This is a genomic window from Pseudoalteromonas sp. Z9A4 (assembly GCF_011378845.1).
Classification (GTDB): domain Bacteria; phylum Pseudomonadota; class Gammaproteobacteria; order Enterobacterales; family Alteromonadaceae; genus Pseudoalteromonas; species Pseudoalteromonas arctica.
In genome coordinates, this window is the sequence record NZ_WTLA01000007.1 from 145,769 (window position 1) to 169,382 (window position 23,614).

General features: G+C 39.9%; 22 protein-coding genes. 16 read left to right on the plus strand and 6 right to left on the minus strand.

All coding sequences use genetic code 11. The features are described from left to right. Positions 1-83: 83 nt before the first annotated feature. A complete protein-coding gene (locus GQR54_RS07950) occupies positions 84-764 on the minus strand; it encodes a Fe2+-dependent dioxygenase (protein ID WP_165729231.1) in 681 nt (226 codons plus the stop codon). A gap of 77 nt (positions 765-841) precedes the next feature. After that, positions 842-3,022, minus strand: a complete 2,181-nt coding sequence (locus GQR54_RS07955; RefSeq protein WP_166377074.1) for a TonB-dependent siderophore receptor — start codon at positions 3,020-3,022, stop codon at positions 842-844. Positions 3,023-3,239: 217 nt separating this feature from the next. Here GQR54_RS07955 and GQR54_RS07960 point away from each other — a divergent pair, with 217 nt between their 5' ends. From GQR54_RS07960 to GQR54_RS07985, 6 genes are read left to right on the plus strand one after another with little or no spacing between them, the layout of a single operon-like run. Next, positions 3,240-4,013 carry a DUF3450 family protein gene (locus GQR54_RS07960; protein WP_166377075.1) on the plus strand — a complete coding sequence of 258 codons (774 nt, stop codon included), beginning with the start codon at positions 3,240-3,242 and terminating at the stop codon, positions 4,011-4,013. Next, positions 4,013-5,338, plus strand: coding sequence for a MotA/TolQ/ExbB proton channel family protein (locus tag GQR54_RS07965; protein WP_166377076.1), 1,326 nt, complete (start codon positions 4,013-4,015; stop codon positions 5,336-5,338). The genes GQR54_RS07960 and GQR54_RS07965 overlap by 1 nt, the downstream gene beginning before the upstream one ends. Beyond that, positions 5,331-5,711: a MotA/TolQ/ExbB proton channel family protein gene (locus tag GQR54_RS07970; protein ID WP_002960812.1), complete on the plus strand. Its 381-nt coding sequence runs from the start codon at positions 5,331-5,333 to the stop codon at positions 5,709-5,711. Before GQR54_RS07965 ends, GQR54_RS07970 begins: the two co-directional genes overlap by 8 nt. Before the next feature lie 4 nt (positions 5,712-5,715). After that, positions 5,716-6,120 (plus strand): biopolymer transporter ExbD, encoded by a 405-nt coding sequence (locus tag GQR54_RS07975; protein WP_010555259.1) that lies wholly within the window; start codon positions 5,716-5,718, stop codon positions 6,118-6,120. A gap of 1 nt (position 6,121) precedes the next feature. Further along, positions 6,122-6,778: an energy transducer TonB gene (locus GQR54_RS07980; RefSeq protein WP_166377077.1), complete on the plus strand. Its 657-nt coding sequence runs from the start codon at positions 6,122-6,124 to the stop codon at positions 6,776-6,778. Positions 6,779-6,797: 19 nt separating this feature from the next. Further along, entirely contained in the window at positions 6,798-8,210 is a 1,413-nt protein-coding gene (locus GQR54_RS07985; protein ID WP_166377078.1) for a tetratricopeptide repeat protein, read from the plus strand. A 139-nt stretch (positions 8,211-8,349) separates the two neighbouring features. On the opposite strand, the gene zapE is transcribed toward GQR54_RS07985, so the two are convergent. Next, entirely contained in the window at positions 8,350-9,459 is a 1,110-nt protein-coding gene (zapE, locus tag GQR54_RS07990) for a cell division protein ZapE (RefSeq protein WP_166377079.1), read from the minus strand. Between the two features lie 59 nt (positions 9,460-9,518). Between zapE and rsuA the strand changes: the two genes are divergently transcribed. The 3 genes from rsuA (at position 9,519) to GQR54_RS08005 (ending at position 12,022) form a co-directional block, all read left to right on the plus strand. Beyond that, a complete protein-coding gene (gene rsuA, locus GQR54_RS07995) occupies positions 9,519-10,217 on the plus strand; it encodes a 16S rRNA pseudouridine(516) synthase RsuA (RefSeq protein ID WP_166377080.1) in 699 nt (232 codons plus the stop codon). 120 nt (positions 10,218-10,337) lie between these two features. Next, a complete protein-coding gene (gene rluA, locus GQR54_RS08000) occupies positions 10,338-10,991 on the plus strand; it encodes a bifunctional tRNA pseudouridine(32) synthase/23S rRNA pseudouridine(746) synthase RluA (protein ID WP_166377081.1) in 654 nt (217 codons plus the stop codon). A gap of 77 nt (positions 10,992-11,068) precedes the next feature. Next, a complete protein-coding gene (locus GQR54_RS08005) occupies positions 11,069-12,022 on the plus strand; it encodes a DUF3530 family protein (protein ID WP_166377082.1) in 954 nt (317 codons plus the stop codon). Here the strand turns inward: GQR54_RS08005 and djlA are convergent. From djlA to GQR54_RS08020, 3 genes are read right to left on the minus strand one after another with little or no spacing between them, the layout of a single operon-like run. Then, positions 12,005-12,868, minus strand: a complete 864-nt coding sequence (gene djlA, locus GQR54_RS08010; protein WP_166377083.1) for a co-chaperone DjlA — start codon at positions 12,866-12,868, stop codon at positions 12,005-12,007. The genes GQR54_RS08005 and djlA overlap by 18 nt on opposite strands. Before the next feature lie 31 nt (positions 12,869-12,899). Further along, positions 12,900-13,556 (minus strand): N-acetylmuramate alpha-1-phosphate uridylyltransferase MurU, encoded by a 657-nt coding sequence (gene murU / locus GQR54_RS08015; protein WP_166377084.1) that lies wholly within the window; start codon positions 13,554-13,556, stop codon positions 12,900-12,902. Then, positions 13,553-14,554, minus strand: a complete 1,002-nt coding sequence (locus tag GQR54_RS08020; protein WP_166377085.1) for a phosphotransferase — start codon at positions 14,552-14,554, stop codon at positions 13,553-13,555. The genes murU and GQR54_RS08020 overlap by 4 nt, the downstream gene beginning before the upstream one ends. A 101-nt stretch (positions 14,555-14,655) precedes the next feature. On the opposite strand from GQR54_RS08020, the gene lptD reads away from it, so the two are divergent. The 7 genes from lptD to GQR54_RS08055 all read left to right on the plus strand — a co-directional run bounded on the left by lptD (position 14,656) and on the right by GQR54_RS08055 (position 23,384). Continuing rightward, a complete protein-coding gene (lptD, locus tag GQR54_RS08025) occupies positions 14,656-16,908 on the plus strand; it encodes an LPS assembly protein LptD (protein WP_166377086.1) in 2,253 nt (750 codons plus the stop codon). Positions 16,909-16,938: 30 nt separating this feature from the next. Continuing rightward, complete coding sequence (surA, locus tag GQR54_RS08030) at positions 16,939-18,234, plus strand: peptidylprolyl isomerase SurA (protein ID WP_166377087.1); 1,296 nt, start codon at positions 16,939-16,941, stop codon at positions 18,232-18,234. A gap of 2 nt (positions 18,235-18,236) precedes the next feature. Further along, a complete protein-coding gene (pdxA, locus tag GQR54_RS08035) occupies positions 18,237-19,229 on the plus strand; it encodes a 4-hydroxythreonine-4-phosphate dehydrogenase PdxA (RefSeq protein ID WP_166377088.1) in 993 nt (330 codons plus the stop codon). Continuing rightward, positions 19,226-20,032, plus strand: coding sequence for a 16S rRNA (adenine(1518)-N(6)/adenine(1519)-N(6))-dimethyltransferase RsmA (gene rsmA / locus GQR54_RS08040; protein WP_166377089.1), 807 nt, complete (start codon positions 19,226-19,228; stop codon positions 20,030-20,032). Before pdxA ends, rsmA begins: the two co-directional genes overlap by 4 nt. Then, positions 20,016-20,405 (plus strand): Co2+/Mg2+ efflux protein ApaG, encoded by a 390-nt coding sequence (gene apaG / locus GQR54_RS08045; protein ID WP_007585091.1) that lies wholly within the window; start codon positions 20,016-20,018, stop codon positions 20,403-20,405. The genes rsmA and apaG overlap by 17 nt, the downstream gene beginning before the upstream one ends. An 8-nt stretch (positions 20,406-20,413) precedes the next feature. Next, entirely contained in the window at positions 20,414-21,232 is an 819-nt protein-coding gene (locus tag GQR54_RS08050) for a symmetrical bis(5'-nucleosyl)-tetraphosphatase (protein ID WP_166377090.1), read from the plus strand. A 136-nt stretch (positions 21,233-21,368) separates the two neighbouring features. Further along, positions 21,369-23,384: a methyl-accepting chemotaxis protein gene (locus tag GQR54_RS08055; RefSeq protein WP_166377091.1), complete on the plus strand. Its 2,016-nt coding sequence runs from the start codon at positions 21,369-21,371 to the stop codon at positions 23,382-23,384. The last annotated feature ends 230 nt before the right edge of the window (positions 23,385-23,614 follow it).

Consider the following 23,614-nt stretch of genomic DNA (forward strand, 5'->3'; position numbering starts at 1 on the left):
AGAGCTTGCTCACGCGAAGAGCGCAGCTTTTAATTACTTATATCTAATATCCAATATTTAATATTTAATAACGAGTATCTTCGTTATGTCTGCGCCCACTGTCTTAGCAAGTTATGATAAACCCCCGTCAATTGAATAATCTCTGGGCTATCTTCTACCTTGCTGCGCAAACTTTGAATCGACATATCTAAATCAAAGAGTAAACCACGTTTTTCGTCGCTGTTAATCATGCTCTGTAACCAAAAAAATGAGGCTAATCTACGCCCACTCGTTACTGGCATTACACGATGTAAACTCGTTGAAGGGTACAACACCATACTGCCTGCTGGCAGCTTTACGCTATGTGAGCCATAAGTGTCTTCAATAACAAGTTCACCGCCCTCATAGTCTTCGGGGTCATTAATAAATAACGTCATTGATACATCTGTACGAATTTTTACTGGCGTACCCGGCACCTGTCTAATCGCATTATCTACATGCACACCAAACGATTGACCACCTTGATAACAGTTAAAAAGCGGAGGAAAAATTTTTGCAGGAAGTGCAGCCGACATAAACAAATTACTACGCGCAAGAGCTGCCATAATAATGTCGCCGAGCTCTTGGCATTCAGGGCTATTTTCAGGTAGCTGTAAGTTATTTTTTGCTTTGGTTGATTGATGCCCTGCGGTAATACTGCCATCGGCCCACTGCGCTTTAAGCAAAACCTCATGACAATAAGCCACTTCTTCTTTCGTTAGTAGCTCTGGAATTTTAACTAGCATGTGCGCCCTCTCACATTTTCATCAAATAATTAAGGGCAGAGTTAACTCTGCCCTTTTATGCCGTACTTATTTTACTCTTAGAAAGAGTAGCTCGCTGTTAAGCTAAACTTACGACCATCACCTGGTACAAAGTGTCCACCACCTAACTGATCAACGTAATCTTTATCACCTAAGTTTTCACCATTAAACTGCAGGCTCAAATCTTTTGATATGTCATACGCAACCATCAGGTCAAAAATAGTATAACCTGGCGCACGAGAGCGTGTTGACGTAGTCCCGTTGTAACGCTCACCTACATATTGCGCACCTAAACCAAACGATAATTTATCCGACATATCGTACGTAGTCCAAACACTCGCGCTATTTTTAGGCGTACGTGCAAGCTCGTTACCAATTTGAGTTGCGTCGTCGCCTAATGCTTTAGTTACTTCGCTATCTTGGTAAGTGTATGAAGCAATTACAGTCCACTCTTTAGTAATTAGTCCAGTTGCTGAAAGCTCTAAACCTTGTACACGCTGTTCACCACCGAGTATTTCGTCACTTGAGCTATCTGCAAATGGGTCATCAGTACGGGCATTGGTTTTTTCAGTACGGAAAAGTGCAGCATTAGTTTGCAGGCGACCATCCATTAGGCTCCATTTAGTTCCTAATTCATAACTGCGGCTTTCTTCTGCGTCTAAATCAGCTGCATTTGAACGCGTAGATACCGTTAGGCTTTCCGCTGATGGATTGAATGAATTACCTGCGCCTAAATATACACTGCCGTTTTCTGTAGGTTTATAAACTACAGCTGCATTCCAGCTAAATAAGTCGTCACTTGTAGAAATTAAAGCGCTTGGGTCATTGTAATCGTTGTGATAATCCGTAGTGAAGCTATCAAAGCGAATTCCGCCTGTAACTTCCCATTGCTTGTTAAGTGTCACTGTATCAAATGCATAAATAGCTTGGTTTTTAGCTTTAGCTTCAATGCTTGTACCGTCACGGCCGTACACACCCGTAAATGCAATTGTTGCATCAGGATTGTATAAGTCGTTGCGTATTCCATCTTCAATTAGGTTATCAGGCGTAGTTGCAACAAAGTTATGGCGTGTAAACGTTTCATTTGCAAGTTCAACACCCACTACAACATCGTGAGTAAAGCCAGCAAATTCATAGTTACCAATTAAATCAACTTGAAGTGCAGCAAGTGAATTTTCTGTATCACGTGTTTTTTCATCTGCAAAGGTAATGTCAGTGTCTGTTGTAACAGAAAAGTAACGCGGTGCAGTTGTTACTGATTCACGTTTTACTTTACCTAAACGACCTTGAACACGTAACGTAGTATTTTGAGAAAAATCATACTCATAACGAGCTGTTGTTGAGTAGGCTTCAATATCTTCGTAATCACGATAAATATTACCGTAAAAGTTATCAAAATCGACAGGAGAAGGTGAGCGCGCGCTATCTGCAAGTTCAGCTACAGGCGTATCGCTGTAAACCCACGGAATGCCGTAATCTGGTAAATTGTCTTGGCGTTGATACTCTAGGTTTAAATCAAAACGGCTGTTTGTACCAAGCCCTGTTGCAAATGCAAGCGCAACAGCATTTGTTTCGTTTTCAACATGGTCACGACCTGCAACATCACCTTTATCAGTAAGAAGATTGATACGTAGTGCGCTTGTGTCGTTTACTTGAATGTTAGTATCAAAACGACCACGGTAATCGTTTTCTGTGCCTAAACGTAGCGAAACGTCGTTAAAGCTGTCTAACTTCGCCTTTTTACTTTCTAAATTAACACTACCACCTGTTGCGCCACGACCAGAAACTGCAGAGCCTGGGCCTTTTGCAACTTCAACGGCTTCAATGTTGTAAATATCACGTGTATAACCTGCAACATCACGAATACCATCTACAAAAATATCATTTGTAGCACTAAAACCACGAATCGACATGCTATCGCCAGTAGGTGAACCACCCTCACCTGCTGCTAAAGAAATACCAGACACATTGCGTAAAGCATCACGTAAGCTATCTACGTTTCTATCTTTCATTACCGCTTGGTTAATTACCGTTACAGTTTTAGCTGTATCAAGTAGCGGTTGAGTGTATTTATGCGACGTTGATTTTTCAACAACATAGCTAGACTCAGTTACCGTTTGTGCTTTTACTACAGCCAGCTCTTGAACATCTTGTGCACTTGCCCAAGTTGAAAGCGTTGCTGTAACAACCGCTGCAATTGGCTTCACGTAGGTATTTACTTTATTCGATGGCTTACTCATGGTTACTCCGTAGTTTTTATTAAGCACTTAACTATTGTTAATTTAAGGTACATATTTAATTTCGGCGAAATCCTACCACTCAAACAACGCAATGTAAACGATAACTGTTATCAATTGCATTGTTATGTGAATTCCTATATTGTATACACACTCAAAAATTAACAGTAATTACGTCCCTGTAATTGCTTGTCGTAACTTTCAGGATTGTTGTTAAGTAATGCGAAGCTTAATTAAACCAATTAGCGTAGTTATCGCGCTTTGTAGCACCATGGCAGTAAAAGCCGACACTGTTAGTGAGCTAGAACAACTCGTTAATAAATGGCTACAAATAGAAAATCAAAACACAGAATTAAATACTCATTGGCTTGAACAAAAAAGCAGTATGGAGCAAACCTTAACGCTTCTTAATGCCGAGCAGCAGCAACTTAGCGAGCTTAATCAGCGTAGAAAAAAAAGCACCAGTGAGCTTGCCCAAAAACGCGAACAGCTTGTAACTCAGCAATCAGAACTTGAAAATGATCAACAGCAATTAAATGATCAACTAGCACGTATTTCTCAGCAATTACTTTCATTACAAGTGCAATTACCTCCGCCACTATTAAACAGTTGGAAAAATGCAGGTGATTTAAGCGATTCAAAACTCAGTACAACTGACAGATTACAAACAGCGCTCAAAATGCTGACTCTACTTAATGATTTTCAACAGCGTATTTCTATTCACGAAATGGCTATTAAACACCCTGACGGGCAAGAAGTGTGGGTAAAGCAGCTTTACTTAGGTGCAACTCAAGCATGGTTTGTAAGCGAAGATTTAAGTTATGTAGGTATTGGTTTTCCAAGTGACTTAGGTTGGCAGTGGGAATTTGACCCTAGCATTAATGCAGAACAAGTTGCACTGGGTATTACTGTACAGCAAAAAAAGCGCGCTGCTGATTGGGTAACACTCCCAATATTAAGTTATGTAAATAAAAACCAGCAAGGGGCTAAATAATGGCTACTAACAGCATAATTGCAGTATTTAGCGCCACAGTGTTACTTTTTAGCGCAAACATTTCTTTTGCAGCCAGCAGTGATGATGCTAAACAAAGTATTTTAAGTGATATTAAAACAGCGCAACGCACTCTAAATAAAACTCAAAATAGTATTTCAAAAGAGCAAGCTACTCTTGCAAAGCAAATTTTTACCAAGCAGCAATCGCTCAGTAAATTGCGCGAACAAGCAGCCGTTAATCGCCGCCTAGCTGACGAAAACACATTAAGCCTTGATCAGTTACAAACCCGATTAGACACTTGGCAACAACAACAGCAATATCAATTAAACTTACTTAGCCGTTTTGTGCGCCAAAATACCAGCAATAGTGCTAGCAGTAACGAGTCGACTAATAACCAAAACGAGTTATTAAGCCGCGTTATATCGCAAATTAATAATCAAGAACAGGCACTTTATCCACAGTTTAAAAAACAATCGGTTGTGCTAAGTAATGGCGAATTAAGCCAAGCTAATACCCTACAAGTAGGGCCTGTTGGATGGTTTAGTACGCAAACACCTAAACTTATGGGTTTATTAAATTTGGATGATGAATCTAATGCATTAAAAGTAGCGTTAGTACAATCAGCAAGTGACGATAACCCACTCGATAATACTTTAAAGCAAAGCGGTGTAGGCTCAACATTACTTACTTTCGATCCTAGTTTAACGCACTTAGTAACTAGCCAAGCCCAACAAGAAAGTCCGCTTGAACACCTAGAAAAAGGCGGTTTATGGGCTATCCCTATTATTTTATTTGCCTGCTTTGCACTAACCATTGCGCTATTAAAAGCCTCGCAACTACTGCGTTTAAGTAAAATTAAAATGCACTCTCAAATGCAATTACAGCAATTTTTTAAAGCTGAAAATAGCAGTGAATTTGCAGGTATGCAGCAGCAGTTATTTAACTTAACGCTGCAAAGCGAAAAAGGCCAAGTACGAGACGATCAATTATTTAATCAGTTAATTCACGATAAGCATAAACTCGACAACTTTATTGGTGCTATTGCCGTTACAGCTGCAGTAGCTCCACTACTTGGCTTGTTAGGTACTGTTAGCGGCATGATCGAAACATTTAAAATGATGACCTTGTTTGGCTCAGGCGACCCAGAAGTTGTATCGGGCGGTATTGCACAAGCACTTATAACCACCGAACTGGGTTTAGTCGTGGCCATACCTGCATTGGTATTAAATGCACTGTTATCGCGTAAAGCAAAAGCGTACTACAGCCAACTAGAAGGCTTTGCATTACAGCTAAGTCAACTAGAAAAAGGAGAAACCAATGTTTGAGAAAATCGTTAGTAACCCTATTTGCTGGTGTATTCTTTTACTCGCTTTATTTGTATACCAGCTGATTTTTCATGACTTACTGCACCTTAAACAATACCAAGCGCAGCGCAAAGGTTACTGGCAAGAGGTTAGCTCTATTTTAACTGCCGCTCTTCCGCTACTTGGTTTATTAGGCACCATTGTTGGTTTGCTTGATACATTTAAAGTAATGGCGCTGGGCCATAACGAGTTAATGAGTGACGCCATTGGTGATGCATTACTAACAACTCAATTGGGCCTTGTGTGCGCTATTCCCGCGTGGTTAATGCAAGCGTATTTAGCGTATTCACAACGTAATCCTAAATTACATACGTTAAGTAAGCAGTTAGGGTAACACTATGCAATCACGTTTAAAGCACAAGCTAGAGCAAGAAGCGGGGCAACATATCGATATGTCGCCGCTACTTGATGTAGTATTTATATTGCTAATATTTTTTATTGTTACAACCGTATTTGTACGCGAAAGCGGAGTTGAGGTTGATAAACCACAAGCCGTATCGGCCAGCCGCCTTGAGCAGCAAGTTATATTTTTAGCAATAACCGACTCTCAACAAGTATTTTTTGATGGCAGCCAAATTGGTGTTGCTGGCGTGCGTAGTAGTGTCGAGCAAATGTTAAAACAGCAACAACGCCCTGTGGTTATTCAAGCTGATAAAACAGTACCTACTGAGTTACTTGTTCAAGTAATTGACGAAGCAAAGCTGGCAGGCGCGGCGCAAGTTAACTTAGCTACGAAGCAATAATATGCACACGATTGAGTCGTCTCAAAAAACAAAAAACAATCGCCATCCACTTTTTGCATTTGGCCTTAGCCTCATTGTGCTTAGTGCTGCATTACTGCTTTTATGGCTTGGGCAACTTGCCGAACACCATATACAAGACAAAGTGGTTGTACGTGAGATTGCCATGGTGGCACTGCCACCTCCTCCTCCGCCATCAATATCGCAACAGCAAACAATTGAGCCAATGCAAAGCTTAGCGGTAGAAGGTGCAGGCGCGTCAATTCAAGCAGTAAAAATTAAGATCAACAGCAATTTAAGTATTGTAAAACCCGATACACCTAGCGTAAAAGTAAGCGCGCCACAATGGCAATCAATGAGTGTAAATTGGGATGCATTTAGCTTAAATCAACTCGATGGTCTCCCAACTTTGCTTACTCCCGTCAAGGCCGTTTTACCAAAAAGCTTAACCCGCCGAGGTGTTGACGTATTTACTGTAAAACTCGATGTATTTATTGATGAAAGTGGCAAGGTAAGTTTAATTGAGGTAGTACAAAATCCATACCCTGAACTTAAACCAGCTATCGACAAAATTATTAAACAAAGCCGCTTTAGTGCACCTAAAAAAGAAGGTGAAACCGTACGCGCTCGCTTTATTTGGCCAATCGAATTTAAACCTTAAGCCTATTAAAATGAAAAATATGAATATATTTAAAACGCTAAAACCATTAACTCGCGCAGTTATCACTACTTTAATGTGCTCATTCCCTTTATTAGGTGTAACTAGCGTGCATGCTAGCGCCATAAGTACGCCACTAAAAGTAACGTTATCGCCTAGCGATCCAACATGGCAATTAGCTATAAATAATAAATTACTGGGTCCTACAGAAGTTCTTATTGAACCGACCGAGCGCGGTTTTGCTCGCCAAGCACAACCACTATTGCAAGCTGGTAATTACAGTGAAGTCGCTGCGCTATTTAAAGGCCGTGATATAAGCGAAGATAGCACTGCTTTAAACTTATTACGTGCACAAGTACTGCTTTCAACAAAAGACTTTAATAACGCTGAACTAGCTTACTTAGCGTGTTTAAAAACCTCACCTGATTTAGTAAAAGCACACCAAGGTTTGAGCCTTTTATACATGCAACAAGCAAAGTATGATAAAGCGCAAACACACTTAGTTCATAGTATTGAGCTTGGCCAAGCTGACGCACAAAGTTATGCGCAACTTGCTTATATACACGTGCAGCACAGCCAGCCTTGGAGCGCAGTAGCGGCGTACCGCCAGGCGCTCATGCTAGCGCCAGAAACAAGCCAATATCAACAAGGGCTATTGTTTGCGTTAATTGAATCGGGTGATTTAAGCCAGGCAAATGCATTATTAAAAGAGTTACTCAATAAAACCCCTAATAAAGCTGAACTTTGGCTGCAACGTGCACAAATAGCGTTACAACTTGATCAAAAAAAGCAAGCGCTTGCTGCTATTGAAGTGGCCTTAAAACTCAACCCTAAAGATACCAGCAACCAGCTTTTAGCCGCTCAGTTGCACTTAAGTGAAGGTAGCAGTGAACGCGCTGTTAGTTTATTAAAGCAAGGTTTAAAACACGCCACTAAACAGCAGCAAGTTGAGGTTATTAATACCACGATGCAAACTTTAGGCTGGCTTGTATCTCAACAAAAATGGGATTCAGCTAAAGATCTAATAGGCAGCGCAAAAAAATTAACTAAGCAACTACCCCGTGATGAACAAGCCCAGTTTTCTGTATACAGCGCACAAATTGCTATGCAGCAAGGTAATACTAAACGTGCTCTTAAAAGCTTAAATAACGCACTTAAAATAAACCCGAATTTAGGTGATGCCCTACTTAGTTTGGCAAGTATATATCGCAGTAAAAGCCAAATTACCCAAGCAAAACTTATGTACGTTCGTGCACAAGCCCTTCCTAATTACCAACTATCTGCATGGCTTGGATTATCGCAAATAGCGATTGATTCTAAAGACTACCCGAGTGCGCTAAAGCATCTTAGAAAGGCATTACAAGCTAACCCACAACGCCAGGATTTAATTACTAATATTCGCGCTCTTGAGAATATAGTGCGCCAAGAAGGGTAAGTTTAACGCCGTGGTAAAACTCACTTGTAGCCCCGCAGCTTGCTGGCGTGTAGAAACGCAGTTTTTAAAATGGCTTGATAATTAGAAGCTGCGCTTCTCACATGAGCAAGCTCGTCTACAATATATATCAACCAAAGCGTTACCAATTTTGCATTTCGACTATGCGTGATTGCGTTCGTGCGTATTCAAAGCTCAACTTTTTACCTTTATACAAATGCTCAATGTCGGTCTCTGCATTTATTACCAGCAATTTATGGCAATCGTAAAACTCGTCTACTAAAGCAATAAAGCGACGTGCTTCGTCGTCAAAGGTATGCTCATCAAGCGTTTGTTTTTCGCGTTGGTAGCTATCTTCTATACCGTGAACAATAACTTTACCCGTTGCTTTAACACCCATTTGCGGTACGTTCGATACATATAACACATCAAATTGCGTTGCCAAAAACATATAATCGTTAGCACTGCGAGGGCCTGAGCATAGCGCCATAAAATCAATCATCAAGGCGTTATCTGCTTTTAATAAATAAGGTAAATCGCGGCCATGCACGCTAATTGTATTACTGCATGTTACAGCCGGATACGAAGCTAAAAACTTATTTTTAAAATCGTGATTTGATAAATTAATAAAATAGTGACGACTGTTTTTACCATATCTAAAGCGGTGATCGTCCTCCCCTGCCACGTTAATTATATGGCAATGGTTATTAATTAAATCAATAGTAGGTAAAAATCGCGCCCGTTGCAGGCCGTTGTAATAAAGCTGCTCTGGCTTTGCGTTCGATGTGGCCACCAGCACAACACCTTGTTCAAACAACGCATTGAACAATCTGGCCATAATCATGGCATCGCCAATGTCGCTCACAAAAAACTCGTCAAAACACAATACACGAATATTTTTAGCCCACTGTTTTGCAATTAGGATTAGTGGATTTTTTTGACCTTGTAGCTGCGAAAGCTGGGCATGCACTTGTGCTATAAAATGATGAAAATGCAGCCGCTGCTTTTGCTCAATAGGTAGGTTTTTATAAAATAAATCCATTAACATGGATTTACCACGCCCTACGGGTCCGTATAAATAAACACCTTTTATTAAAGTCGCTTTTTGCCACCACGATGTGTGAGCTTGAAGTTGCTCGCTTAGCGTATTTAAAGCTTCCACTGCATTTTGCTGCGCAGCATCAAAACACAGTTCACCTGTGTCTATTTTTGCTTGGTAAAGGCTTAAAATTTGTGTGCTGTGCACTGTCATGGTATTTCACTATCGGCTATAATCGCGCCCATTGTAGCCGACTAAAAATGTGAACCAAAATGAAATTCCCTTGCCGCTTAGATAAATTTATTAGCCACTTAGCTGAAATACCGCGTACCCAAGCTCGCGCGAGTATTAAGCGAAAAGAAGTAAGCGTTAATGGCGAAGTAATCACATCACATAATTTTCAGCTAGCTCAGCAAGATGAAGTACTGTACCAAGGTACACCTTTGGTATTTTTAGGTAAGCGCTATTACATGCTAAATAAACCTGTTGGCTATGTATGTGCTAACAGTGACGAGCTACATAAAACTGTTTTTGACTTACTTGATGAGCCAAATATGAGCGACTTTCATGTGGCAGGTCGCCTTGATATAGATACCACCGGGTTAGTTATTATTACTAATGATGGCGATTGGTCACATAAAATTACGGCACCTAAAAGCAATAAATTTAAAACCTACCTCGTCGAAACCCAAGAGCCTATTACCGATGAAGCCCTTGAGCAATTACGAACAGGTGTCATGCTGCATAACGAAAAAGATTTAACCCGCCCAGCTATTGCCGAACGACTTGCTAATTACGGCCTGCGTTTATCAATAAGTGAAGGTAAGTATCATCAAGTTAAGCGTATGCTTTACGCGGTAGATAACAAAGTAGTTGAGCTGCATCGTGAGCAAATTGCGGAAATTACCCTAGATGAAAACTTGGCTAGTGGTGAATATCGACTATTAACAGCGCAAGAAATTAAGCTATAAAAGCGCTTCAAAGGAGCCTAAGGCTTGGATTATTAGTTAAAACAATATAGCCAAACTTTTACTTGAGCCTGTTGGCTTGCTCTACTAAAATAGCGACCTTCAAAATTACTAAGGTCGGCCGTGTTAGTTAACTACAATCCCCCTATGAGTCCGTATTTAACAATACTTTTTCAGGATGACGACTTACTTATAGTTAATAAGCCAAGTGAGTTATTAACTGTCCCAGGTAAAGATCCTAAACATGCCGACAGCTTAATTAATCGCGTTAATCGTGTTTTTCCAACAGCAAGAATAGTGCACCGCTTAGATATGGCGACTTCTGGCATACTGTGCCTTGCCATGAATAAAGCAGCGCACAGACATTTAAGTATGCAGTTTCAAGAGCGCGAAACAGCCAAACGTTACATAGCACGTATATACGGACAGCTTGAAGCTGAAACAGGATCAGTAGATTTACCCCTTATTTGTGATTGGCCTAATCGCCCTAAACAAATGGTTGATCACGACAGAGGTAAACCTTCGCTTACGCATTTCAAAATACTTGAGCGTGAAGAAAATGCAACCCGTGTAGAGCTAACCCCCATCACTGGTCGCTCACATCAACTACGTGTGCATATGTTAAGCCTTGGTCATCCTATTTTAGGTGATAGACTTTACGCCCATAAAGAGGCACTTGCTGCTGCTCCTCGCTTACAATTACATGCTCAAATGCTTCAATTAAAGCACCCCGTAACTGAGCAAGTACTTACTTTTGAAGCTGAATTGGAGTTTTAATCAGCTCTAATTAATTCGTCCTAAACTTTTAGCTAACGTTGCCGATACCTAATTAATAGTCATTAGTTAGGTTTATTATGGTGTTTACACGGTTTTTAAAAGGCGCTTTTTTTTACATACAACTTTGTAGCCTGTTAATTTTAGCTAACTCTGTCAGTGCAGCTGAACATATTGCTCCACCTACTTTATCAAGTATTGAAAATAGCGACATTGAGCACCTACTCCCAAGCGACGAAATAAAAACAATACTCGCTGGCGAAACAGAGTTTGTAAGCCTTTATAGTGAATATATGAGTAGCGACTTCAGAGGGATCGTTTTACTTATACCGGACTGGAATTCTAAACCTACTAACAACTCTGGTATGAGCTTTCTGCGTAAAGAGCTTAATAACTTAGGTTATACAACTTACGCGATGACGGTACCCGACATTGATTGGCAAGCAAGTAAAATAAACGAAGTAATCCCTAGCGAAAGTGAAGTAACTCCTAGTAGCACTGAAAAACCAGCATCACCCGACACCACAACAGACGCGCAACCGCAGCCTGAAAAAATAAAAGATGAGCCTCATTACGTTAATGCAATAGAAAAAGTGTCTGATGACGTACTTGATAACTACAAAATAAACCTAACCTCTCGCTTTAATGCGCTGTATCAAATCGCAATCAAAGACTCTAGTAATATAGTTGTTATTGCACAAGGAACTAGCGCTGGAGTGTTGTTAGAGCACTATGCAGATTTTCCTGTTCAGAGAGTAAATGCGTTTATCAGTTTAAGTAGTTACTTACCTAACACCAAGCGTAACAAGGGGTTAAACCAAACAACGTCACTTGTTGCACCTGCCCTGCTTGATATTTACTATGCTAATGACAGCACAGACATTTTAATGAACCTTAAAAACCGTCAGCGCTGGGTTAACCGAAATGCAAAGTTTGATTACCGTCAACGCCAATTGTTTGGCCTGCGCAATCAACCAGATCAACACGCACGCCTAACAAAAGAAATAGACGGCTTTTTACGCCGACTTTTTTAAGTACTCATAAGCAGCTTGAATATCTTGGCTCTTTTTAACAGCCAATTCCATCATGTGCTTTGGTAAACCTTGCGACACTAATTTATCTGGGTGGTGTTGCGACATAAGTTTACGGTACGCTACTTTTATATCACGCTGCGACGCATCGCTATTTAAACCTAATAATGCCAATGCTTGCGCCCTATCCATATTGTTATTTGGCGGCACATGATGGCCTGAGCCCTCACGGTAACTGCTACTTTGGCCTTGGCTTTGCTGCTGATTAAAACGCTGTTGTTGTTTTCTAAAGTTAAACTCTGCCTGGTAACGTTTTAATACAAATGCAAAGTGTGCTTTAGAAATACCTAGTTGTTTACTTACTTCTGCTAATAATTGCTTTTCTTGCTCGGCTAGCACTCCGTCAGAAAATGCCATTTGGATTTGTATTTCTAAAAACAACTGCATTAAGTCATTTCGTTTTGCAAAGCGCTCTTTAAAGTCATGTACGGTTTCTTTAAGTGAAAAATCGCTCTCTTTCCCCGACTGAAATGCATGCTGAGCTTCTCGGCGTTCTTCACCTTTTAAACCCATTTCGTCCATAAACAAATTAGCTGCTTTTATATGTATTTCGCTAATTCGACCGTTCGATTTAGCAATATGCCCCATTACAGCAAAGCAACTTGAAAAGAACAAAGCTTGGCGCTCATTCACATCGTCACCACTAAATAAGCTAGAAAAGCCGCCCGCTTTATCAAAGTTATTTTTTAAGCTTTTATCAAACAAATGACCTAGGTATAAACCTAAAATAGCACCAAAAAATCTGCCAAACATAAAGCCAAAACAAAAACCGAGAATTTTTCCCCACATTTATAATACTGCCTTCTTAAAAATTTAGTTATTACGCCTCAAGACGCTTGTTTAATTGATTTAAACGCTCTGGTGTACCAATGTCATCCCACTGACCAATGTAGAGCTCAGTAGAGACTAAATGTTCACTTAGCTTTTCACGTAAAATAGGCCCAAGAGGGCGAATACCTTGCGTTAATCCTTTAAAAAAATCAGCCTGATACCGGCTAATCCCCGAAAATGTGTATTTTTGACTATCAGGCGATAAGTGGCTCAATGCAAAGTCGCCGTTCGGATTATGTGGCGGGTTTTCTATAAGCACTATGTGCGCCTCACCAGGTTGTAAGTGTAACTGCATAAGCGCACTTACATCATAGTCGGTGTATACATCGCCATTAACTACAATAAACGTGTCACCCAACAGGGGTAACGCTTGAATAATACCGCCGGCCGTTTCAAGGCCACCTTCAACTTCTTGGCTATAAAGTATATTGACACCAAATTGGCTGCCATCGTTAAAGTAGTCTTTTATTTTATCACCTTGCCACGCAAGGTTTATTACAATATCGGTAATCCCGGCAGCTTTAAGGCTATTTATATGATGCTCAATAAGTGGTTTTTCTGCCACTTTTAACATAGGCTTTGGCGTATTCTGCGTGAGCGGCATCATCCTCTGTCCGCGCCCTGCAGCTAAAATCATCGCTTTCATGAGCGCTCCTTTGCTAACTTTTCAGTCACTTTTGGCACTATGGTATTTTTTGTCCACTCACTCAATGCTTTAAGCTCTGAATAATTTGCTGCTACTTCAGCAATGTAATCAAGAGTCGGTAAAATATTATCTAAATAACCTGTTTTACCATCGCGTAAATATAATCGACAAAATATACCTGCAGCCTTCAAGTGGCGCTGTAATCCTGTTAAATCAAACCAATATTTAAACTCATCAAACGAAGTATTTACTAGTAAATTTTGATCTGTAAATTCTTGATAAGCAAAATAAAGCAAGCTTGTTAACTCTTCTTGAGGCAATTTAAAATAGCAATCGCGTAGTAGCGATACTAAATCGTAACAAAGCGGCCCACGTACCGCATCTTGATAATCTATAATTGCCCACTGGCCGTTACTATTCATAATGTTACGGCTATGGTAATCGCGATGAACGGTAACGGTTGGTTGCTCAAGCATGGCCTGTATTAATAGCTCTGAACTTGTTTGCCACATTATTTTTTGTTCTGCGCTTAGTGGCTCATTAATAAAATCGCTTACTAACCACTGGCTAAATATATCAAGTTCAACTTTTATAAAATCTTCATTATACGCTTGCATAGCAGAAGCTGCCGGCGTTTTAGCCCACTGAGCACTTAAACTAATTAATGCTTGATAGTGCTCGGTGCGGTTTGCATCATCAAGCATGTCAGCTAAGTGCGTACTGCCTAAATCACTAAGAACAAAAAAGCCTTGTTTCTCATCACTTGCAATAATAGTAGGAAGTAAAAAGCCTTGCTCAACAAACACCTGGTTTAGCGAAATATAAGGCTCGTTATTCACTTTTTTTGGATCTGAGTCCATCACTATTAAATGCTTATTATCGTGACTTAAACGGTAATAACGGCGAAAGCTAGCATCACCCGTGATCGCATTTAAAGTATGCAACTTGGCATTAAGGTGTGTGTTTATAAATTGTTGTAAATTATCAAAGCGTGTCATTTTATAATGATATCTATTTTTATAGGTCAATTACTGTAATTGCCATTATTTTCCTTTATTATGTGTATATTATATTAAACACACAGTATTAAGGTCGATAAATGAGCAAAACCTGGGGCATATTGATGCTAAGCGTAGTTAGCGCACCATCGCTTGCCGAAACTGAACTGGCACACAACCTTTGTGGCATTTCAATGCAAACCAGAGCTTGGCAACCACTTGAAGGCCTTAACCTTGGTGAAGTTGATATCCGAGCTGATGATGTTGAGCTGCTTGGCACTCAAAGCGCTGAATTTACCGGCAATGTTGATATTAACACCCTTAAGATGAGTTTGTCCGCACAAACTGCGTTGATAGACAAACAGCGTGGTTTATTAAATGCAACAGGGCCAATTACTTATCAAGATTACGTGAGTAAAGTAAATAGCACCGGACTAAATGCCGATTTAAATAATTCAGAAGTTAGTTTGTTAGGCGCCGACTACAGCCTAACCGAGCAACAAGGCAAAGGCGGCGCTGAAAAACTCACTATTAATCAGTCTGGCCTATTACTCATGAATGCAAGCTTTACTACTTGCCCAAGTGACACCCCAGTATGGGAAATTGAAGCCGACAAAATAAACCTTTCACGCGAAGAAGGCTGGGGCGAAACATACAACGCGGTATTACGTATTCTCGATACACCTGTTTTATATTTACCTTATTTTACATTTCCGCTGGATGAACGCCGTAAATCGGGATTACTAACTCCGACTATTTCAAGCTCTGACAAGTACGGCCTTGAAACGATTACGCCGTACTATTTAAATATTGCACCTAATTTTGATGCCACGATTACTCCTCGTTATATGTCTAACAAAGGACTGCAGTTACAAACAGAATTTAGATACCTAACAGAGCAACACGAAGGCTTAGTGGGGATTGAATATTTAGATAGTGATGATTCTGAGCCAGATTTAAATGAACGCTACATGTTTCATTGGCAACAGCAGAGCTACCTGGGTGAAAATTGGCGTGCAAACGTTGATGTAACGAATGTGAGCGATGATAACTATATCACTGACTTAACTTCAAACTACGCGAGTAAAACAGATACTCAGCTGTATCGAACTGGTTCACTGACTCATTTGGGTGAAACATGGCGCACCGATATTAAAGTGCAAAATTTTGAAGTACTGGGCGATCACTTAGAGTCATATACTGCAATACCACAAGTTAATTTTACGCAAACCGCACCGTGGCGTTTTGATAATTTTGACTTTAGTGTGTCTGGCGAGATGAGTCATTTTACTAATGACTCATCAGAAGTAGCCATAGATAGCGCAACTCGTGTACACGTAGAGCCAAAAGCACGATATAACTATGCCACTCATGCATGGTCTTTTTTATCTGAAGTGAGCTTATTGCAAACTAATTATAAACAAAGCGGAAACTTAACCGGCACGCAATACAGCGATACCGTATCGCGTACTATTCCTAAAGTACGCTTGTACTCTCAGCTTAATTTTGAGCGTGACACGTCTTATTTTATTGAAGATGGTATACAAACTTTAGAGCCGCAAATTCAATATTTATATACACCTAATAAAGACCAGTCAGACATTGGCTTGTTTGATACAACTAAGCTACAAGACGATTATTATGGTTTATTTAGAGACGTGCGCTTTTCGGGTGTTGACCGAATAGCAGCCGCGAATCAGTTTACTATAGGTGCTACAACGCGCTTATTTGATAAAAAGCAAGAAGAAGTATTTAACTTTAGCGCGGGACAAATCTTTTATTTAAGTGATGATGCAAAGCCAACAGAGCAAGGCTTAGACTCAGACACTAATTATAATGCACTATTTGCAGCTCAAACCATGTTACATTGGCATCGCCGTTGGTACCTCGCTGGAGGTATTCAATACGATACAGATGGCAAGCAAATGGTACAGTCAAATGTAACGCTAGATTATAAAGGTGATAATAATCAGCTAGTACAATTGAACCATCGCTATGCAGATGATGTCTCAGGAAATACAATCGAGCAAGTAGGTGTATTTACAAGTATTCCTATTAGCGACGAATGGCAATTTATTGCGAGCTATCATCGAGATCTTGAAAATAACAGAAGTACCGAAATATTGAGCGGATTACAGTATGAATCATGCTGTTGGGCTATCCAAATTACTGGCCACCGCCAAATTGAGACTGATTTAAATCAGTCAATAGGCCAAGAACAAGCAACTTTTGATTCAGGTATTAGTTTGAATTTTGTATTAAAAGGACTTGGCAGTAAAAGCCGTTATGATGCACAAAAATTATTACAACAAGGTATTTTTGGCTATCGTAGACCGTATTTTCTTAGTAACTAGAGTACTATCAGCAAGAGTAGTAAAAAGAATATGAATTTAAAAAAATTATTAACATCAGCAGTTTTAAGTGTCAGCCTTTGTCAAAGTGCAATAGCTGCCCCAGTAGAAATAGATAAAGTGATTGGTATTGTAAATGAAGGCGTAATTTTAAAAAGCGAAGTAGACACCATTATTAATCGTGTTAAAAAGCAAGCGCAAGAACAAAGCCAAGAGCTACCAAAAGATGAAACACTTCGTGTGCAAGCTATAGAGCGTTTAGTAAGTCAAACGCTTATGATGCAAATGGCTGAGCGTATGGGATTGCAAATCTCAGACAGCCAACTAGATCAAACTCTTGCAAGCATGGCAAAAGATCAAGGCGGAACAATTGCCGATTTACGCCGTACTATTGAAGGCTCAGGTGAAAACTTTCAAGCCTACCGTGAAGAAATTCGTAAAGAAATTACTACGCAGCAAGTAACACGTGCCAATGTTGATCGTCGTATTTATATTAGCGAGCAAGAAGTTGATAACCTTTTAAAAATTATGGAAACTCAAGGTCAAAGTGCTGAAGAGTATGATATTGGCCACGTTTTAATAGACATTCCTAATGATGCAACGGCCGAAGAAATAGCAAGTGCAAAAACACGTGCAGACAAAGTAATTGAGCTATTAAACGATGGCCAAGAATTTAAGCGTATTGCTATTTCTTCATCAAGTGGCTCTAAAGCACTTGAAGGCGGTCAACTTGGTTGGATGGGTATTAACGAAATGCCATCGCTTTTTGCCGAGGCTGTTAAAAGTAAAAAGAAAGGCGCAATAGTAGGCCCTCTTCGCTCTGGTGCTGGTTTTCATATCATTAAAGTACAAGATGTTCGTGGTCTGCAAATTGTAGAAACGACTGAAGTGCGTTCACGCCATATACTTATTAAACCTTCAATTATTTTAAGTGAAGAAAAAGCACGCTCTATGCTTGCTGGCTTTGCTAAAGACTTACGCGCAGGAACAGCTGACTTTGGGAAACTAGCAAAAGAATACTCAGAAGATCCAGGCTCTGCACTCAAAGGTGGTGAGTACGATTGGACAGACCCTACAACGTACGTACCTGCGTTTAAAGATACATTGCTTTCTCTTAAGCAAGATGAAATAAGCGAGCCGTTTAGAACACAGTTTGGTTGGCATATTGTTCAGCTACTTGGTAAACGTGTAGCTGACAAAACTGAGTTAGCTAAGCGTAACCGTGCTCACGGTATGTTGTTTAACCGTAAATTTAAGGAAGAAAGTTTTAACTGGCAGCAAGAAATGCGCGAGCAAGCTCACGTTGAAATTTTCCCTACAGACCAATAAATATGATCCTAAGAATTGCTATTACACCGGGTGAACCTGCCGGTATTGGCCCAGATTTGCTACTCACGCTTGCCCAGCAAGCGTGGGATGCTCAACTTGTAGCAATTGCCGATGGCAAACTATTAAAAGAGCGCGCAAAACATTTAGGCTTAACAATAAACTTAATTGAATTTGATGATAATGCCCCAGCTGTCGCAGCACCTGCTGGCAGCTTGTACATTCATCAGGTTGATTTAGCGGTTGATGTAGAACTTGGCGTACTAAACGACGGTAACGGACAATATGTGTTAGATACCTTGCGTATAGCAAGTGAAAAAAACATGAACGGTACGTTCGATGCGATTGTTACGGGCCCTGTTCACAAAGGCATAATTAACAAAGCAGGCATTTCATTTAGTGGGCACACTGAGTATTTTGCGCAGCAATCAAATACTGCTGATGTAGTTATGCTGCTTGCAACAGAGGGCTTACGAGTTGCACTTGTAACCACTCATATTCCACTTGCGTATGTATCGCGTGCTATTACTCCTGAGCGTTTAACTAAAGTAGCTGGTATTTTAAATCACGACTTACAAACTAAGTTTGGTATAGAAAAGCCACGTATTTTAGTGTGTGGCTTAAATCCACATGCCGGTGAAGATGGCCATTTAGGCCGTGAAGAAATTGAAACAATCACACCAACGCTTGAAATACTCAGAAGCGAAGGTATGAATTTAATTGGCCCACTACCGGCCGATACCTTATTTCAAGATAAATACCTATCTGAGGCAGATGCAGTACTTGCTATGTATCACGATCAGGGATTACCTGTGCTAAAATACAAAGGATTTGGTAAATCGGTAAATATTACCCTTGGTTTACCATTTATCCGCACCTCAGTTGACCATGGTACTGCACTCGATTTAGCAGGGACTGGTACAGCTGAGGTTGGCAGTTTTGAATTAGCGATCCGCGAAGCAATTAAGCTCGCCCAAGAAAAAGCACAAAATCAATGACCGATAAAGTACATTTAGGACACCGCGCTCGTAAGCGTTTTGGGCAAAACTTTTTATTTGATGAATCTATCATCGATAAGATAGTCTCTGCGATCGATCCTAAACCAGAAGACAACTTAGTAGAAATTGGCCCCGGCCTTGGCGCAATCACTGAGCCAGTAGCCGAATTAAGCGGCCACTTAACGGTTGTTGAATTAGATAAAGATTTAGCCCAGCGATTAATCGAACACCCATTTTTGGGTCCTAAATTAACCGTTAACCAAGGCGATGCAATGACGTTTGACTTTGCAAGCTTGGTTCGCGATGACAAAAAATTAAAAGTGTTTGGTAACTTACCTTACAACATTTCGACACCGTTATTGTTTCATCTTTTTGAATTTTCAGATCATATTGAGCACATGCACTTTATGCTTCAAAAAGAAGTAGTAAAACGCATGGTCGCAGTCCCAGGTAGTAAAACATTTGGCCGATTAAGCGTAATGACTCAATACTACTGTAATGCAATGCCGGTTGTTGAAGTACCACCTGAGTGCTTTAAACCAGCGCCAAAAGTTGACTCTGCGGTTATACGTTTAATACCTAAGAAGCCAGAGCAACGTACAGCAAAAAGCGTTAAAATATTAAACACTGTGTGTTTAGAAGCCTTTAATCAACGCCGTAAAACACTGCGTAACAGTTTAGGTAATTTACTAACTGCAGAAGAGCTTACTAGCATTGGCATTGATATAACGCTGCGTGCTGAGCGCTTATCTTTACAACAATTTATTGATATAGCTAACTGGATTTATGACAACAAGCAGTAATATTGGATCGCCTGTAAAGGTGTCTGTAGAAACATTTTACGTAGAAGGTCAATCTCAACCTGAGCTTGAAAAATACGTATTTGCTTACTCAGTAACGATTAAAAACCATAGTTTATGTAGTGCAAAATTACTGAGCCGCTACTGGTTAATTACCGATGCAAATGGGAAAGAAGTAGTAGTAGAAGGTGAAGGCGTTGTTGGCGAAATGCCTGACATTGGCCCAGGCGAAAGCTATAAATACACCAGCGGTGCAATTTTAGATACACCTGTAGGCACAATGCAAGGCCACTACACGTTACGCAACGAATTTGGCTCTGAGTTTCAGGCGCCTATTAATGTGTTTCGTTTGGCTTGCCCTAACATTTTGCATTAAGCACTTAAATGGCAGATTATGCGATAGGTGATTTACAAGGGTGTTTTAGTGAATTTAACACCCTTTTGCAACGAGTTGATTTTAATCCAAGCAAAGATCACCTTTATTTAGTTGGCGACATAGTTGCCCGCGGGCCAGACTCCCTAGCCTGCTTAGACTATATTTACCAACATCAAAATAGCATGACCATCACTTTAGGCAATCACGACCTTCACATGGTTGCCTGCTACTTCCTTAACAAACCCACAAACCCAAAAGATAAACTAAACCCAATATTTGAAAGCCCCAAATTAGCGCACTACATCGCTTTTTTACAAAACCAACCATTGGCTTTAGAGCTTATAAAACATAACTGTTTTATATCTCATGCAGGATTAAATCCCGATTGGTTAATTGAATATGCGCTAAAACAAGCACAATTTGCACAAAGCTGTTATCAGTCACACAATGCTAAAGCGTTTTTTGAACACATGTATCAGCCTCACCCAGCAACATGGTCAAGCACTCTTGATGATTTTGCAAAGTTTAGATATATAGTTAACTACTTTACCCGTATGCGTTTTTTAACAACTAATAATAAACTTGAACTTAATGCAAAGGGTGCAATAAAGGATAACCAAACATTAACACCATGGTTTAACCACCCTAATATAGCTAAAACTAAACACGATATTATTTTTGGCCACTGGGCTGCTCTTGAAGGGAAAACAGGCCAGCCACAAGTTCACGCCCTAGATACCGGTTGCGTGTGGGGTAATAGCATGACGTTAATGGAACTTCGCAGTAAAAAAATAATTACAGAAAAATCCTACCTTTCGTCTAAATAAACTGAAAAAAGCTAATACTTCTGTTAGATTTATAAATTAATAGTTAAAATTAATTAAAGTAATTGATTTTAATTACTTAACTTATTAGTGAAAGCGCCGATAAGTTTTAACTGAAGTATCTTTGAGTGGAAATTTTATGAACCTGACAGTAAGCCAACGTATTTGGGGTGGTTTTATATTTATTACGTTATTATTACTAATAATTGGTAGTAATTCCTTAATAAAAATAGCAAACATTGATCGCTCAACTCAAAAAGTGAACCAACTATCACTTCCTGCATTAAATAAAAGCTCTGAATTACAAGCCGAATTTATTTTAATGAGTAAAGCGGCTCAAGCTAGTTTTTACACTTCATCAGCAAGTGAACTAGCACCAATTAAAAAACAAGTTATCGAACAAAAACAATTATTTAACACTCTTCATCGTGAACTTCAAGACGTAGTAAAAAACGATACTACACTTAATCAAAGTAGCAAAGATGTAGAAAAAACCTATTTAAGCTTCTTAAGTACCGTAGAAAGTTTGTTAGACGATAAAAGTAAACAACTTGCACTAAATAAAACATTAACTGCACAATTAGAAAATATAGAACTAACTGCAGAAGATGCTAACTCAATCGTACTAGATATTATCGACATTGCTGGGTTTGAGGAAAATCATCCAGAAGCCTATCAAGCAGCAAATAACCTAGAAAATAACTTTATGTCGGTTGTAAGTAACAGTACCGACATGTTAACTGTTAAAACATATAATACACTCGACATTATTAAAAACGAGCAAACGTATTATTTAGAACAAGTGGTACGTACGGTTGCACTTATTAAACCCGCTATAGAGAAAACACATAGCACTTTGTTCTCAAATCTAAAAGAATACGTTGATACTTTAGAAAGCAATATAAAAGGTAATAACAGCTTAGCTGCAAACAAAAAACAACTGATAGATTCAATCACGCTCACACAATCTGAGCTTGCACAGTCAGAGCAAGCCACCAAAATGGCACTTAATCAAATTGATGAGTTAGTTACTCAAGCAAGTAACGTTGCATTCAAATTACAACAAGGCGTGCGCAGCGATGTAGATTCAGCTAATTTATGGACTTGGGTTGGTATGATCATAGCCACTCTTTTAGCTATAGCGATTGCTATTATTACAGTTAGCCGTATAACAAAACCACTTGCTGAAGTTAACCGCATACTAGATATTGTTGCCAGCGGCGACATGACTCAGCGTTTAGATGACAGCGCTAAAGACGAATTTGGTGAACTATCTAAAAGTTGTAATACGTTAATTGATAGCCTACGCAGCTTAATTAAGGGCATTATTTCACGTTCTACTCAGCTTGCAGCAGCGTCGGAGCAAACATCGGCAATTACAGCAGAATCTAGCCAAGCAATTCGTAATCAGCAAGCACAAGTTGAACAAGCAGCTACGGCTACTACCGAAATGAGCAGTACATCGCAAACGGTTAGCAACAGTGCGCAACAAGCGCTTAGCGAAATCAAAAATGCCGATAAAGAAGCTGAACGTGTTAAAGGTATTTCGAATAACAACAAAGCAACTATTGAACAGCTAGCGCGTGAAGTAGACGATGCATCACAGGTGATTAATAAGCTACACCAAGATAGTGCATCAATTGGTAGTATTTTAGATGTAATACGCGGCATTGCAGACCAAACTAACTTACTTGCACTAAATGCGGCGATTGAAGCTGCGCGTGCAGGTGAATATGGCCGAGGCTTTGCGGTTGTAGCCGATGAAGTACGCTCTCTAGCGAGTAAAACTCAAGAGTCTACGCAAGAGATTCGTTCAATGATTGAATCTCTTCAAACAGGCGCTGAGGCTGCTGTAACAGCAATGAGTAAAGGTAAACAGCGTGCGGTATCGTGTGTTGAGCAAACTGACTTAGCAAGTAGCGCTCTTGATTCAATTACATTTGCCGTTTCGCAAGCTCACGATGTAAGTGAAGAGATTTCGAACGCTGCACTGGAGCAACAACAAGTAGCACAAGAAATTAGCGAACGCCTTGAGTCAATTGTTGCAATAGCCGAACAAACCGCCGAAGGTGCAAACCAGACTAATATCTCAAGTTCAGAAGTCGCAAAACTAGCTGAAGAACTTCGTTTATCGGTAGACGCTTTTAAAGTTTAACTCCCTTAAACGATTAAAAGCCCCGATGATACCATGTACCATCGGGGTATTTTTTTGTCTGTATTTTAGAACTAAGATATAAAACCCACCCCGTAGGCGGGAGTTTACCTCGCGCAGCTCTACAAATATCCCCCCCCGTAGGCTAACACCATTCAGTTAAGCATGCTTTGACTTAATGGTGTACCGAGTTTTTGAAATTCGAACGGTCCTACTTTTGGGCCGTTTTCTTT

Excerpts from the sequence above, each read along its gene's own strand:
- GQR54_RS07950 (WP_165729231.1), bottom strand. The coding sequence starts at position 764 with ATGCTAGTTAAAATTCCAGAGCTACTAACGAAAGAAGAAGTGGCTTAT.
- GQR54_RS07955 (WP_166377074.1), bottom strand. The coding sequence starts at position 3,022 with ATGAGTAAGCCATCGAATAAAGTAAATACCTACGTGAAGCCAATTGCA.
- GQR54_RS07960 (WP_166377075.1), top strand. The coding sequence starts at position 3,240 with ATGCGAAGCTTAATTAAACCAATTAGCGTAGTTATCGCGCTTTGTAGC.
- GQR54_RS07965 (WP_166377076.1), top strand. The coding sequence starts at position 4,013 with ATGGCTACTAACAGCATAATTGCAGTATTTAGCGCCACAGTGTTACTT.
- GQR54_RS07970 (WP_002960812.1), top strand. The coding sequence starts at position 5,331 with ATGTTTGAGAAAATCGTTAGTAACCCTATTTGCTGGTGTATTCTTTTA.
- GQR54_RS07975 (WP_010555259.1), top strand. The coding sequence starts at position 5,716 with ATGCAATCACGTTTAAAGCACAAGCTAGAGCAAGAAGCGGGGCAACAT.
- GQR54_RS07980 (WP_166377077.1), top strand. The coding sequence starts at position 6,122 with ATGCACACGATTGAGTCGTCTCAAAAAACAAAAAACAATCGCCATCCA.
- GQR54_RS07985 (WP_166377078.1), top strand. The coding sequence starts at position 6,798 with ATGAATATATTTAAAACGCTAAAACCATTAACTCGCGCAGTTATCACT.
- zapE (WP_166377079.1), bottom strand. The coding sequence starts at position 9,459 with ATGACAGTGCACAGCACACAAATTTTAAGCCTTTACCAAGCAAAAATA.
- rsuA (WP_166377080.1), top strand. The coding sequence starts at position 9,519 with ATGAAATTCCCTTGCCGCTTAGATAAATTTATTAGCCACTTAGCTGAA.
- GQR54_RS08005 (WP_166377082.1), top strand. The coding sequence starts at position 11,069 with ATGGTGTTTACACGGTTTTTAAAAGGCGCTTTTTTTTACATACAACTT.
- djlA (WP_166377083.1), bottom strand. The coding sequence starts at position 12,868 with ATGTGGGGAAAAATTCTCGGTTTTTGTTTTGGCTTTATGTTTGGCAGA.
- murU (WP_166377084.1), bottom strand. The coding sequence starts at position 13,556 with ATGAAAGCGATGATTTTAGCTGCAGGGCGCGGACAGAGGATGATGCCG.
- GQR54_RS08020 (WP_166377085.1), bottom strand. The coding sequence starts at position 14,554 with ATGACACGCTTTGATAATTTACAACAATTTATAAACACACACCTTAAT.
- lptD (WP_166377086.1), top strand. The coding sequence starts at position 14,656 with ATGAGCAAAACCTGGGGCATATTGATGCTAAGCGTAGTTAGCGCACCA.
- surA (WP_166377087.1), top strand. The coding sequence starts at position 16,939 with ATGAATTTAAAAAAATTATTAACATCAGCAGTTTTAAGTGTCAGCCTT.
- pdxA (WP_166377088.1), top strand. The coding sequence starts at position 18,237 with ATGATCCTAAGAATTGCTATTACACCGGGTGAACCTGCCGGTATTGGC.
- rsmA (WP_166377089.1), top strand. The coding sequence starts at position 19,226 with ATGACCGATAAAGTACATTTAGGACACCGCGCTCGTAAGCGTTTTGGG.
- apaG (WP_007585091.1), top strand. The coding sequence starts at position 20,016 with ATGACAACAAGCAGTAATATTGGATCGCCTGTAAAGGTGTCTGTAGAA.
- GQR54_RS08050 (WP_166377090.1), top strand. The coding sequence starts at position 20,414 with ATGGCAGATTATGCGATAGGTGATTTACAAGGGTGTTTTAGTGAATTT.
- GQR54_RS08055 (WP_166377091.1), top strand. The coding sequence starts at position 21,369 with ATGAACCTGACAGTAAGCCAACGTATTTGGGGTGGTTTTATATTTATT.